We start from the raw sequence: 13,265 nt of genomic DNA, 5'->3' as shown, positions 1-13,265 counted from the left end.
ATGACTCATTTAAGCTGATACTTAACTCCTTGAGCCTAAATCAAAACATATTAATTATTGCACTCAACGTCCATCAATCATTCGACCAAGACCACCAAGTACAGAGCCTTCACCACGATCACTTCCTCCTGCCGATGGGGCATGGGCGATAATACGATCCGCCATACGTGAGAACGGTAAGCTTTGCAGCCAAACCGTTCCGTGACCTTTTAAGGTTGCTAAAAATAAGCCTTCACCGCCAAAGACCATAGACTTTAATGAGCCTGCGCGCTCGATATCGTAATCAATCCCTGGTGTAAATCCAACCAAGCAACCAGTATCAACCCTTAAGGTTTCACCTTTTAGTTCTTTTTTCACTAAGGTGCCACCTGCGTGTATAAAGGTCATGCCATCACCTTGTAGGCTTTGCAAAATAAACCCTTCACCACCGAAAAAGCCTGTGCCTAAACGGCGATTAAATTTCATTGTCACACGTGTGCCTAAAGCCGCCGCTAAAAAACTGTCCTTCTGACAGATAAGCTCACCACCATATTCGGCTAAATCAATCGCAAGGATAGTGCCAGGATAAGGAGCGGCAAAAGCGACTTTGCGCTTTTGGTTGCCTTGGTTGGTAAAGTGAGTCATAAAAATGCTCTCACCCGTTAGCACCCTTTTACCCGCCCCCATCAGCTTGCCAAAAAAGCCGGATTCGGGTTCAGATCCATCACCCATTTTGGCTTCAAAACGAATATCTTGCTCTAGGTAGTTCATCGCCCCCGCTTCAGCAATCACAGTTTCATTTGGATCGAGTTCTACTTCAACCAACTGCATACTGTGGCCGATTATTTCATAATCCACTTCGTGACAACGTCTAGACATACTGTTCCCCTTATTAACTGTCAGTTCCTTGTTATTACGCTTTATATTGAACTCGATGGACAACTTTGTTGATATCGTGCCCCCAATTTCACTTTGAAAATAAGCCACTTTGAAAATAAGCCTTAATGTATGACATAAAATGTCAAAATGCGATTATTTTATGTAGGGCGTTATTTCACAACATCATAAACGGCGATTTATCATCCCAAACCGACACCATTAAACTGCTCTGCTTTATCAAACTCCTCTAAAATCAATTTAGTAAAGAGTTGTCCCGCTCGGCCTAATGGACGTTCTAAGGTCGAGACAAGTTGCGGGATAAACGTAAAGCGGCTGCCACCGACAAAGTCGATTTCAACTAACTCACCCTTAGCCAGTTCTTCTTGCGCTAAAAAGTCCGGCAACCAGCCAAAACCTAAGCCTTTCAACAAGGCATTCTTTTTCATAATGAAACCTGAAAGATAAAACACTTTATCGCCGCCAAATTGTAGTTCATCACGATAACTTTTATTGGGTGAAGAGTCTTCGATAGTCAATTCCACATGCTGCTGCAGCTCAGACAAACTAATTTTACGAATAACAGCTAAAGGATGCGAAGCACTTGCCACTAATACGCTAGTGATGGCTGGCAGAGGCTGCGGATGATAATAGGGGCCAGTGCGATAATCTTTCACTAACATCAAGTCGGCATTATCACGTTCGAATCTGTGTTGTACGCCACCTAAAAACTCCATATTAAGCTGAATTTTAGTGGGGATCTGATGTTCAGCCATGCGTTTTAAAGCCGTCATAATTGGTTCCATCGGTAAGGCACCGTCTATCACGAGCTCTAGCTTTGGCTCCCAACCTTCGCTGAAGCGACTGGCAAGATGTTCAATGTTAGCAAGGTGTTGTAGTAATCTTTGCCCCTCGGCTAAAATCACACGGCCCTCTTGCGTCAGCTCAGCGCGATATTGTTCACGGCTAAAAAGCGGTACACCTAAGTGCTCTTCCAACTTTTTAACTTGATAACTCACCGCCGATTGCGCCTTGTGTAACCGCTCCGCCGCCTTGGCAAAACTGCCCTCTTCCACCAGCACTTGCAGCACATTAAAAGCATCAATATCGATGCGCATGGTCACTCCTTGGCTCTAATGAGAATGTCACGGAAACACTACGATTCGTAAAGATTAGAATACCATCTATTTTTTAGATTGAGACAACGGATTTATTATTCTTTTTTTTGTTGATCCAAGCAACTAAATTGATAACAAGATCACATAACAATAACGATATACAACACTGATCAAACAAGGACCTCTTTAGCCATGCCATTTTATGTAAAACAGGGGCAGATCCCCCATAAGCGCCATATCGCATTTGAAAAGGAAAACGGTGAGCTTTACCGTGAAGAGTTGTTCTCAACCCATGGCTTTTCCAATATTTATTCCAATAAATATCACCACAACATGCCCACCAAAGCATTAGAAGTGGCGCCCTACAGCCTAGGCCACGGTGCCAATTGGGAAGACTCGCTGGTCCAAAACTATAAACTCGATTCCCGCGATGCCGACCGTGAAGGTAATTTCTTCAGCGCCCGTAACAAGATTTTTTATAACAATGATTTAGCTCTCTATACCGCCAAAGTCACCGCCGATACCGACGAATTTTACCGTAACGCCTATGCCGATGAAGTGGTTTTTGTCCACGAAGGCGAAGGCACACTCTACAGCGAGTACGGCACGATTAAGGTCCAAAAGTGGGACTATCTCGTGATCCCACGTGGCACCACTTATCAGCTTAAATTCAACGAGTACAGCAATGTGCGACTTTTCGTCATCGAGTCATTCTCTATGGTGGAAGTGCCTAAGCATTTCCGTAACGAGTATGGCCAGCTGTTAGAATCGGCACCTTATTGCGAGCGCGATTTGCGTGTGCCCACATTGCAAGATGCTGTGGTTGAGCGCGGCGCCTTCCCCTTAGTGTGTAAGTTTGGCGATAAGTACCAACTCACCACACTTGAATGGCATCCCTTTGATTTAGTGGGTTGGGATGGCTGCGTTTACCCTTGGGCATTCAACATCACAGAATACGCACCCAAGGTAGGCAAAATACATCTCCCCCCTTCTGATCACTTAGTCTTTACCGCCCATAACTTTGTGATTTGTAACTTCGTGCCACGCCCCTACGATTTCCACCCGAAATCGATTCCCGCGCCTTATTACCACAACAATATAGATAGCGACGAAGTCTTGTATTACGTCGATGGCGACTTTATGAGCCGCACGGGCATTGAAGCGGGTTATATGACCTTACATCAAAAAGGTGTGGCCCATGGCCCGCAACCGGGTCGCACCGAAGCCTCGATTGGTAAAAAAGAAACCTATGAATATGCAGTGATGGTGGACACCTTCGCCCCACTGAAATTAACCGAACATGTACAAAATTGCATGAGCAAAGACTACAACCGCTCTTGGCTAGAAGACTAGCCCCAAGCCACCAGCACTCCCATGCGGGAGTCATTAGAGTGACGGCGTGTTGCACTAAAATAACGAGGAAAACATCATGGCAAGCGAACTCAATCCACTGGGCTTATTAGGTATCGAATTCACGGAATTCGCCAGCCCTGATACTGATTTTATGCACAAAGTCTTTATCGACTTTGGTTTTTCACTGCTGAAAAAAGCCAAGCATAAAGACATTCTGTACTACAAACAGAATGATATTAATTTTCTGCTCAACACTGAGCGCGAAGGGTTCTCAGCTAAGTTTGCTAAATCCCACGGCCCAGCCATTTGTTCTATGGGCTGGCGGGTAGAAGATGCCGGCTTTGCCTATCGTGTTGCCGTTGAACGTGGTGCAAAACCCGCCGATGATTCCAACAAAGATCTGCCTTATCCTGCGATTTACGGCATTGGCGACAGCTTAATTTATTTTATCGACACCTTCGGTGCAGATAACAATATCTATGCCACTGATTTTGAAGATTTAGATGAGCAAATTATCACTCAAGAGAAAGGCTTTATCGAGGTCGATCACTTAACCAACAACGTCTACAAAGGCACAATGGAACATTGGGCTAACTTCTATAAAAATATTTTTGGTTTTACTGAGGTGCGTTACTTTGACATCAGCGGCGTACAAACCGCGCTAGTGTCCTACGCCCTGCGCTCACCCGATGGCAGCTTCTGTATCCCGATTAACGAAGGTAAAGGCAACGATAAAAACCAAATCGATGAATACTTGAAGGAATACAATGGCCCAGGTGTGCAGCATTTAGCCTTCAGAAGCCGTGATATCGTTAAATCCTTAGATGCGATGGAAGGCAGCTCAATCCAATGCCTAGACATCATCCCTGAATACTACGACACTATTTTCGATAAAGTGCCGCAGGTCACAGAGGATCATGAGCGCATCAAACATCACCAAATTTTGGTGGATGGTGACGACACGGGCTATTTGCTGCAGATATTTACTAAAAACCTGTTTGGCCCGATTTTCATCGAAATTATCCAACGCAAGAATAACTTAGGTTTTGGTGAAGGCAACTTTACTGCCCTGTTTGAATCAATTGAACGGGACCAAATGCGCCGCGGCGTTCTATAAATATCATCCCGTCCATAAAAACGGTACGCACTGCGTACCGTTTCTGTTTTTACGCATAGCAAAAATCCATTTGATGAAGCGGTTTAAACAAGCCCATTGGCTATGCTAAGCAATTTCATTACACTATCGGCCTTTTAATGTTGACTTAAGACTGACCAACGATGCCTGATTTTGCCTTACTCGCTGTGTTTATCCCGACTTTTTTCTTTGTTTCTATCACGCCTGGCATGTGCATGACACTCGCCATGACGCTAGGTATGAGCATAGGTGTGCGCCGCACGTTATGGATGATGTTAGGTGAACTCATTGGCGTAGCATTAGTCGCCACAGCCGCCGTGATGGGGGTTGCCAGTATCATGCTCAACTACCCCGAAGTATTTCAAATCTTTAAGTGGGTTGGCGGAATTTATTTAGGCTATATCGGCGTACAAATGTGGCGCGCCCGCGGCAAGATGGCCATGCTAAGTGATGGCGATACTAACCCCAGAGCCAGCAATTTTACCTTGATCTCCCAAGGTTTTATTACTGCTATTGCCAATCCTAAAGGTTGGGCATTTATGGTGTCGCTACTGCCGCCTTTTATCAATGCCGAGCGCGACGTCGCGCCGCAGCTCCTCACCTTGCTGAGCATTATTATGGTGACCGAATTTACCTCAATGCTCGCCTATGCCAGCGGCGGTAAAACCCTCCGACTCTTCCTGAGCCGTGGGGATAATATTCGCTGGTTAAACCGGATTGCAGGCAGCCTAATGATAGGTGTAGGAGTTTGGTTAGCCATGAGCTAACGATTTGAACTAACCGCTTAAATATAATCCGCTCGTCCTAAAATGAGCCCAATAAAGTCCCGTTAACTCGGTCTTTATGAAGGCTCTTTTTTGTAGGGCAACACATCCTGCATCTGCGCCATATATTGCTGCATTTGCTGTGTTTCTTGCTCAACAAAGTCAGCAATCGCCGTCTTAAATCCCAAATGGGCGATGTTATGGTAGGAATACATTGCTACGGGCTCAAAGCCACGCAACACCTTATGCTCACCCTGCGCGCCCGCATCAAATATATGGAATTGATGTGCAATACAGTATTGAATGCCTTGGTAATAGCAGGCTTCAAAGTGTAAGCCGTCGAGTTCGACCGTTGTGCCCCAATAGCGGCCATATAAACATTTCTGCCCTTGAGTATTCTCACCTTTGAGGTACAAAGCGCCTGCGATCATCTCGCCCTTTGCATCTTCTACCACTAACAGTAGGATGTGATCAGCTAATTGCGCCCCCAACTGCTGAAAAAATGCGGGAGTTAAATAACCTCGATGTCCAGAGCGTTTAAGGTAAGTTAATTGATAACATTGGATAAAAGTCTGCCATTGCAATTCAGTTACCCGCTCACCTTCGACAAATTCAAACTTGAGCCCAAAAGGCTGTAATTGTGCCCGTTCCTTCAGGATGTTTTTACGCTTACGTGAGCTAAAGTGTGATAGAAAATCATCGAAATTCCGATAATCACGGTTGTACCAATGGAACTGTGTGCCTAAGCGTTTAACTAGCTGTGTAGATGAAGCCCCAAACAAAGGCATTTGCGCTGGCGCAACAAACAGACTGTGCCATGAGGAAATTTGAATTTCTCCCGTCCCATGCATCAACCGTTGATCCAATGCCCTCAGCATTAATTCGCCAATGCGTGTTTGCTCAATATTTTCCAATTCAGGCGTAATACCTATGCGGGGCCCTTGCACTGGCGTAAAAGGGATGGCATTCACCCATTTGGGATAATAATCGAGCCCATGGCGCGCATAGGCTTCGGCCCATGCCCAATCAAACACATACTCGCCATAGGAGTGAGACTTTTGGTATAAGGGCATAACGGCGATAAGGGATAACCGATTAAAATGCTGCGCAGTTTGCCCGCTTATCAGTGCACCTTCCGTTAACGGTGATAAGCCTTTATCCTTAAAAGCGACATCATTTAAGGTATCGCCCGCGTCAAACACACATAAATGTCTTGGTATCCAACCCGTTGCAACACAGGCTGAGCGGCTTTGCTCTAACGCTAAGAGAAACTCGTGGCGACAAAAGGGATTTACTGTCCCCATTACGGTATTCCATGCTTGTGGTGAAATATCCGATATTGAGTTCGCAAAGGCCAAGATAAGCGGTTTCATTGGGTAAATTATCGTCCTTTAATGATGTGAACAAGTATACGAGGTTGCAATTAAGCCTAATTCTCGGCACATTGCATAGTCATAATGAAAATAAATTCAGGATTAAGTATGCGTTCCGCAAGAACTTTTAGACCTCTTTTTCTCATCGTCGCGATGGCTTTGCCCTTGTTATCCTCTCCAAGCCTCTACGCAGATGAAGCGCCTATTTTCAGCCAAATGGCAACGGCACAACCCGTATGGGCCAAACATGGCATGGTCGCCAGCCAAGAAACACTCGCCAGTCGTACTGGCGTTGAGATCCTAAAACAAGGCGGTAATGCAGTTGATGCCGCCGTTGCTGTAGCCTTCAGTTTGGCAGTTACCTTACCACGCGCTGGTAATATTGGTGGTGGTGGTTTTATGCTGGTGCATCTTGCCAAAGAAAACAAAACCATTGCTATCGATTACCGTGAAATGGCGCCATCTAAAGCCAAAAAAGATATTTTCCTTGACGAAAATGGTGACGCAGTCCAAAAGTTAAGCCGCGAACATGGGTTAGCCGTGGGAGTACCAGGAACCGTTATGGGCATGAGCTTAGCCCTTGAAAAATATGGCACTATGACTCTCGCCCAAGTCGCTGCGCCCGCGATTAAAATGGCGCAGGAAGGTATCAGCATAACGCCAGATCTTGCCCAATCCCTTGCAGGCCTCAAACGCCGCATGACCCAATGGCCAACCACGGCAGCTATCTTCTACAAAGCTGACGGCAGTGACTATCAAGTGAATGATATTCTTAAACAACCTGAACTTGCCCATTCGTTAAGTCTTATCGCTGAAAAAGGCACCAAAGGATTCTACGAAGGTGAAACCGCCACTAAGCTCATCAATGCGGTGAAAGAAGCTGGCGGCATTATGACCTTAGACGACCTTAAACATTATAAAGTCGTAGAACGTGAGCCTGTTCGTGGAGAATACCGTGGTTATCAGGTGGTATCCATGCCCCCCCCCTCCTCTGGCGGCGTGCATATCATCCAAATGCTCAATGTGTTGCAACAATTCCCCATTGATAAACTTGGCCATAATACAGCACAAACCATTCATCTAATGGCTGAAACGATGAAATACGCCTATAGCGATCGTAGTGAATACTTAGGCGATCCTGACTTTTATAAAGTGCCAGTTAACGCGTTAACAAACGCTGACTATGCCCAAAAAATCGCCAGCAAGATTGCGATAAATAAGACAACCCCAAGCAGTGAAATTAAACCGGGTAAACTGGCTCCCTATGAAAGCGATCAAACAACTCACTTCTCAGTGGTGGATAAATGGGGCAATGCGGTATCAAACACTTACACCTTAAACTTCAGTTATGGTTCAGGTTTAGTGGCCAAAGGCACAGGCATTTTGCTCAATAATGAAATGGATGATTTCTCAGCCAAACCTGGTGTACCCAATGGCTATGGTTTAGTAGGTGGTGATGCCAATGCGGTCGAAGGTAACAAGCGGCCACTGAGTTCAATGAGCCCAACGATTGTGATGAAAGATGGTAAAGCCTTCCTTATCACAGGTAGTCCTGGCGGCTCACGTATTATCACCACAACATTGCAAATCATTATGAATGTCATTGACCATGGTCTAAACATTGCCGAGGCGAGTTATGCGGCGCGGGTACATCATCAATGGCAACCCGATGAATTACGAGTTGAGTCTAGCGTCAATCGCGATACCATTTCCCTGCTCGAAGCCAAAGGCCATAAAGTAACAGTGCAATCGGCGATGGGCAGTACTCAATCCATTATGGTGACCGAACAAGGTATTTTTGGCGCTTCAGATCCGCGTCATTCAGGTAGTGAAGCAGTTGGCTATTAATTGCTAACCAAATGAATAGTATAGAGAATAGATAAAAAGATGGATCTGTTAACCCTTAAATGAACAGATCCGTTCAAAAGACGGCAGCGATGACCCTATGCTGATGTATAGACACTTCCACAGTAAAAAAGCCGATATTAAGCATTCGTGGATTAATCCATTATCAAAAAATTATCGCTGCAATAGAATAAACAGGGAGCAACACTCCCTGTTTATTCTCAGTTATTGAAGAATGAATTATTGAGAAATTGCCCTAGCGCCACTAATCATATATTTACCTGCCATTACAACTACTAAATAGCTCGACTGGCGAGTCTTCAGGGGTAAGTTGTAACTGAGTCTCAAATGTCATGCCTAATTTGTTTAACAGCGACTTTGATGCTTGATTATGTGGGCTAACGATGGCGACAATAGGCTCAATTCCAAGCTCTTTGCCAACCTCAAGTGACGCCTTTGCCGCTTCAAAGGCATAACCTTTACCCCAATATTGCGGCAAAAAGGCATAGCCTAAATCCACATTCTCAAGCGTAGGTCTTTTAATTAACCCACAGATCCCAATTAGAAAACCATTCTCTGCCAGTACTACAGCATATAAACCAAAACCCTGCTCTGCATAGCTTTTCATCGGGCCATTGGTAATATAACCCTTAGCATCACTCAATGTCCGAACCCCCTTATCCCCAATATGATCGATAAAACCTTGGCTATTAAGTAACACTAGGATAAAAGAAGCATCCTCTGGCACCAAATGCCTTAGTATTAACCTCGGGGTACGGGTAACTTGCATAGGATTTCTCCACTCAAGATTTTATAAATAACGGGCGTATTGATGACCATCCTTCTGTGGCTTTTTAGGTGCAACGACGGCTGGCGTGCCAACATATAAAAAACCGACAATTTGATCCTGTGCTTTTAGGCCTAATGCCGCATTCACATTCGCATCAAAGGCAAAATCGCCAGTGCGCCACACCGCGCCGAGCCCCAAGGCAAACGCCGCTTGCTGCATTGCCATGGTCGCGCAGCCCGCTGCAATTTGCTGCTCGAGCACTGGCACTTTAGGATGATCCTGCGTTTTAGCTACCACGGTAATCACCATAGGCGCTCGCATTGGCATACCCTTGGCTTTATTGACAAAATCCTCATCGGCACCATTGGCTTTTGCTGCATTAACAAAAATATCGGCTAAGGTATTAAGCCCATCGCCTGTGGCGATAATAAATTCCCATGGTGCTAGGGCACCATGATCTGGCACGCGAATGGCAGCATCTAAGATGATCTTTAATTGATTCGCATCAGGAGCTGGAGCGGTTAATCGCGGAGTTGACTGACGGGTAAGTAAGAGTTCGATAGCGTCCAAGTTATTATCCTAATTCGATATAAATTGGGCTCAAGCATAACAAATTGTGGATAAAGAGACATAAAAAATCCCACCACAAAAGTGAGATTTAACCTGTTGCTGCCAGCCATCCAAATAACGGCTCAAATTGAGCCATGTCTGATACGAGTAACATAAGCGTGCTTCACTAAAAATTCCGCTAATGAAATAGATACTATCAAGTCGATAATGCTTTCATTGATTTGAATTCTTTTTCAAGCGCCTCTTGATTTAGCTCCGTCAAATCTTGAATTAACTTCCCGAGTTTTTTATAGAAATGTTTCGATTGCTTGGCAGATAAGCTACCGTTCATCGCGAGCAATAAAGTGCCAAAGGCTTCTGTATTCTGACGTAAAAATGCTTTATGTTGCTCAGACTTAAGTTCATCTGGTTGGGTCATTAATAAGGTCAAACGTTCTGTTAAAAGCACTTTATCGGCACGTTGCCCAAGCGCAACCTCAAACTGACGCAACCATTCATGCCGGTATTCAAGCCACATATCTAAAGTGGATAAACGCTGTTGGTTATATTGGTGGATAAGTGATTTTTGCTCTGCACTTACGCTGCCCAGCCAATCTTCAAACTGCTTTTGTAAACGCTTGTCGGCATCTTTTTGTAATTGTTCAGGGCTTTTACCTGCAAACTCTTTGACTAGCGCTTGCTCATCTTCCCGTAGCTTTGTGAGAATTTGTTTTACCTGACTATCGGTCAAAGACATGATGATAGGTAGCAATTCTGGCATCGCGAACTCAAACACCCTAAACCAATGGCGCTTGGCTATATCCACATGTCCAGCCCACAGCAATGGCGTTAACTCATTGGTTTTAATTAAATTTTCAACTTCTTTTAATTGCACTACATAATGAGCTAACTCTTTGGATTGGTGCCAAAAAACCATTTTTTCAACCAGCGTATCAAATGCCTTCTGCTGTGTTTTATCTAAGGTGACATAATCCTCCTGCTCCCAGCCGATGGCCCAGTCGAGGAAACGATAACTGAATTTAGTGGAACAGGCGCTTAAGCCTAAAAGACACACGAGTAGCATCACGCTTTTTTTCATGCTGAATTATCCATCCTAGAAGTGTCTCTTTAAGACGCGGTAACTGATATAAAGTTGCTTGTTTTATAGCATTGTTTTTATAAGTAAACGTAGTAAGAAATACGTTTATTTTATGACTACTGATTTAATACACGATAATAGGCGAGTATTTAGTCAGTGCAAAATATGGATCCTATGGACATGGGTATAACCGATTAATTAAACCTCGTGCGAAATCATCGGCCAGAAAAAATCAAACCAAGCAATATATTCTGTACGGCGATTTGACTCAGTTTGCTGCGCCGCCATCAATAGCGCCCAATAGCACGCAAATACCCAATAGAGTTCAATCGCAGCGGGTACTGCCAATGCGGCATCCATCGTTAAATAAGGATGATCCTTTAAGTATTCATCCAACAAAAAATGTTGCTGTTTGGGGGTTAACGCGTGGGTGGCTAATACAACCGCAAGTTCACAAAGTGGATGTGAGGCAGTGGCATACTCAAAATCAATACAAAATAGATGGTTATTTTGCAGTAACAGATTATGGGGATTCAGATCCCGATGGCAAAACTGCGGCGCAACTAAACAGGCGGCAAGTTTATCAGCCCATCGTTGGATATCAGCTTGTATGCCAACAAGTTTAGTAACTCGCCCATGCCATGCGCTATCTAACTGTCGATGATGAATTATGGCCGTTTCCGTGGCGGTAGGCAGTGTTGCATAGTTTATCATTTGCTGATGATATTCCTGCCATTGCTCAGTCACACTGATAGCATAAGGACCCGCAGGAAGATCGCGTAACTTGAGCAATAATTCCAGTAATAAAATATGCGCTTGCCCATAGTGCGGTATTGTTGTGCTTTGAGTATTATCGCGCTTAGCATTCTGCAAAAAATCACGCGCGCACAGTGGTTTTTCAAGATCCCGCCAAAATAGCGTTGCCGGTTCTGAAATGGGGTCATCTTGAATCCCATCAGAGGCAATAAACTCACTTAAGTAATACCGCTCATCATCACTCACCCAAAAAAGTTGCGGGGCAACCTTAGCCTTTGCCAATTGCTGCCAATAAAAATGCTCCTGCTCCCGAATACAAAAAATATCAGTGGCGTTTGCATTTACCCTAAGCACATAACTCGCTTTTGGCGTGATAATTTTATAATTATGATTACTGAGTCCCCCTGAAAGCTCGGTAATACTGAGCACGGTATCAAGCCCCGCGGCTTCCAAAATGGGGAATAGTGTTTTATAAAACTCAGTCGATACTGGTGCGACAACTAAACTTGAGCAGGTTAGATTAACTGCCTTAGGTGTGGATGACATTCCTGCCGACCTTTAAATAATAGAGTAAAATTAGCGAAGCAAACTCAAGGTGTTATCTTGACGATTATCGTTAGCTAACGCTGCACGCCACAGGAAATACCCCACCACAGCCATCCCCACATATAGGACAAATAACAAGGATGTCAGCATCAACCCCTTGCTAAGATAGAGATAAATAGAAACGAGATCGATAACCACCCAATAAAGCCAGTTTTCTAATACTTTTTGAGCGACTAAATAGGTGGTCATCACGGCAAAACACGTTGTCGCGGCATCTAAATACGGAAATGCAGCTTGGGTATAAGTCGCCATACCATGACCGACTAAAAGCGAAATACCCCCAGTGGTGACAATTAATATTAAGTGTTTTTTCAATGACCAAGTGGTCACTTTAACGCCTTGCTGTTTATCTCCACCTTGAGTCCAGAGCCAATAACCGTAAAGTGCCATCGCCATATAATAGACATTGAGTATAGACTCCATCAGCAAGGAGACCTTCCAAAACAACACAGTGTAAATGGCTGTGCTGGTAAACGCTGCCGCCCAGCACCAAACGCTTGCCTTCATTGCCAAAAGCAAATAGGCCATCGCCAGCAATACGGCCAAGGCTTCCCATGCCGTCATCACATGGACTTCACTGAAGGCTATATTCATATTCTCGAGCAAGGTTAACCATAAATCTGTCAATGTGTTGTTCTCGCTGTTACTGGACGAAAAGGCACAAATTATCAATGCTAGGTGCTAAGTGCTAAGTGCTAGGTGCTAGGTGCTAGCAAAGATAATATTACATTACTCACTGTGGGCGAGATTAAGCTCACCGCCGATAAACTTACAGACAAATACGGCTTTGCCCCATTTCTCATGGGCGGCTTGCATCTCGGTCACCAGCATGGTCATCACATTTACATATTCGCCGCATACCTGAGTTGCCATCGCATTGGTCACGCGTTCAATATTGGGATAGCTGTCCAGGCGACCAATAAACCACTTGATCGGATCGAGGTAGTTTTCATTGAAGGGATACATGCTAATTTCTGCGGTCAGTTTCATTTTAATTCCTTGATATTTATTTGCGTTAGATA

Annotated in this window: 13 protein-coding genes; 4 read left to right on the top strand and 9 right to left on the bottom strand. The window is 44.5% G+C overall.

The genetic code is table 11. The features are described 5' to 3' along the window. Nucleotides 1–63: 63 nt before the first annotated feature. Both MZ182_RS08325 and MZ182_RS08320 read right to left on the bottom strand, forming a co-directional pair. Complete coding sequence (locus tag MZ182_RS08325; RefSeq protein ID WP_011789641.1) at nt 64–858, bottom strand: TIGR00266 family protein; 795 nt, start codon at nt 856–858, stop codon at nt 64–66. A 200-nt stretch (nt 859–1,058) separates the two neighbouring features. Further along, nucleotides 1,059–1,973 carry a LysR family transcriptional regulator gene (locus MZ182_RS08320; protein WP_115015110.1) on the bottom strand — a complete coding sequence of 305 codons (915 nt, stop codon included), beginning with the start codon at nt 1,971–1,973 and terminating at the stop codon, nt 1,059–1,061. A 192-nt stretch (nt 1,974–2,165) separates the two neighbouring features. On the opposite strand from MZ182_RS08320, the gene MZ182_RS08315 reads away from it, so the two are divergent. The 3 genes from MZ182_RS08315 to MZ182_RS08305 all read left to right on the top strand — a co-directional run bounded on the left by MZ182_RS08315 (nt 2,166) and on the right by MZ182_RS08305 (nt 5,228). Next, on the top strand, nt 2,166–3,326 hold the full coding sequence (locus MZ182_RS08315; RefSeq protein ID WP_014610385.1) for a homogentisate 1,2-dioxygenase: 1,161 nt from the start codon (nt 2,166–2,168) through the stop codon (nt 3,324–3,326). Between the two features lie 76 nt (nt 3,327–3,402). Beyond that, nucleotides 3,403–4,443: a 4-hydroxyphenylpyruvate dioxygenase gene (hppD, locus tag MZ182_RS08310; RefSeq protein ID WP_025008076.1), complete on the top strand. Its 1,041-nt coding sequence runs from the start codon at nt 3,403–3,405 to the stop codon at nt 4,441–4,443. Between the two features lie 161 nt (nt 4,444–4,604). Further along, nucleotides 4,605–5,228, top strand: coding sequence for a LysE family translocator (locus MZ182_RS08305; RefSeq protein WP_248065972.1), 624 nt, complete (start codon nt 4,605–4,607; stop codon nt 5,226–5,228). 74 nt (nt 5,229–5,302) lie between these two features. Here MZ182_RS08305 and MZ182_RS08300 read toward each other — a convergent pair whose 3' ends face one another. Further along, entirely contained in the window at nt 5,303–6,598 is a 1,296-nt protein-coding gene (locus MZ182_RS08300; RefSeq protein WP_248065974.1) for a GNAT family N-acetyltransferase, read from the bottom strand. Between the two features lie 108 nt (nt 6,599–6,706). Here MZ182_RS08300 and ggt point away from each other — a divergent pair, with 108 nt between their 5' ends. Then, a complete protein-coding gene (ggt, locus tag MZ182_RS08295) occupies nt 6,707–8,446 on the top strand; it encodes a gamma-glutamyltransferase (RefSeq protein WP_248065976.1) in 1,740 nt (579 codons plus the stop codon). Between the two features lie 274 nt (nt 8,447–8,720). Here ggt and MZ182_RS08290 read toward each other — a convergent pair whose 3' ends face one another. The 6 genes from MZ182_RS08290 to MZ182_RS08265 all read right to left on the bottom strand — a co-directional run bounded on the left by MZ182_RS08290 (nt 8,721) and on the right by MZ182_RS08265 (nt 13,233). Further along, on the bottom strand, nt 8,721–9,233 hold the full coding sequence (locus MZ182_RS08290; RefSeq protein WP_025008075.1) for a GNAT family N-acetyltransferase: 513 nt from the start codon (nt 9,231–9,233) through the stop codon (nt 8,721–8,723). Nucleotides 9,234–9,254: 21 nt separating this feature from the next. Beyond that, nucleotides 9,255–9,803: an NAD(P)H nitroreductase gene (locus tag MZ182_RS08285; RefSeq protein WP_025008074.1), complete on the bottom strand. Its 549-nt coding sequence runs from the start codon at nt 9,801–9,803 to the stop codon at nt 9,255–9,257. A gap of 196 nt (nt 9,804–9,999) precedes the next feature. Continuing rightward, nucleotides 10,000–10,881 (bottom strand): DUF6279 family lipoprotein, encoded by an 882-nt coding sequence (locus MZ182_RS08280; RefSeq protein WP_011789650.1) that lies wholly within the window; start codon nt 10,879–10,881, stop codon nt 10,000–10,002. Between the two features lie 198 nt (nt 10,882–11,079). After that, on the bottom strand, nt 11,080–12,183 hold the full coding sequence (locus tag MZ182_RS08275) for a phosphotransferase (protein WP_248065978.1): 1,104 nt from the start codon (nt 12,181–12,183) through the stop codon (nt 11,080–11,082). 30 nt (nt 12,184–12,213) lie between these two features. Then, complete coding sequence (gene pnuC / locus MZ182_RS08270; RefSeq protein ID WP_041408200.1) at nt 12,214–12,870, bottom strand: nicotinamide riboside transporter PnuC; 657 nt, start codon at nt 12,868–12,870, stop codon at nt 12,214–12,216. 102 nt (nt 12,871–12,972) lie between these two features. Then, the gene (locus MZ182_RS08265; protein ID WP_248065980.1) at nt 12,973–13,233 is read right to left on the bottom strand and encodes a hypothetical protein; all 261 of its coding nucleotides are present in this window, start codon (nt 13,231–13,233) and stop codon (nt 12,973–12,975) included. Between the last annotated feature and the right edge of the window lie 32 nt (nt 13,234–13,265).

The sequence above is a fragment of the Shewanella sp. JNE2 genome, from assembly GCF_023159115.1.
In the GTDB taxonomy this organism is placed as follows: Bacteria; Pseudomonadota; Gammaproteobacteria; order Enterobacterales; family Shewanellaceae; genus Shewanella; species Shewanella putrefaciens.
The sequence above is the reverse complement of the archived record's forward strand: the minus strand, read 5'-3'. Positions and strand labels throughout refer to the sequence as shown.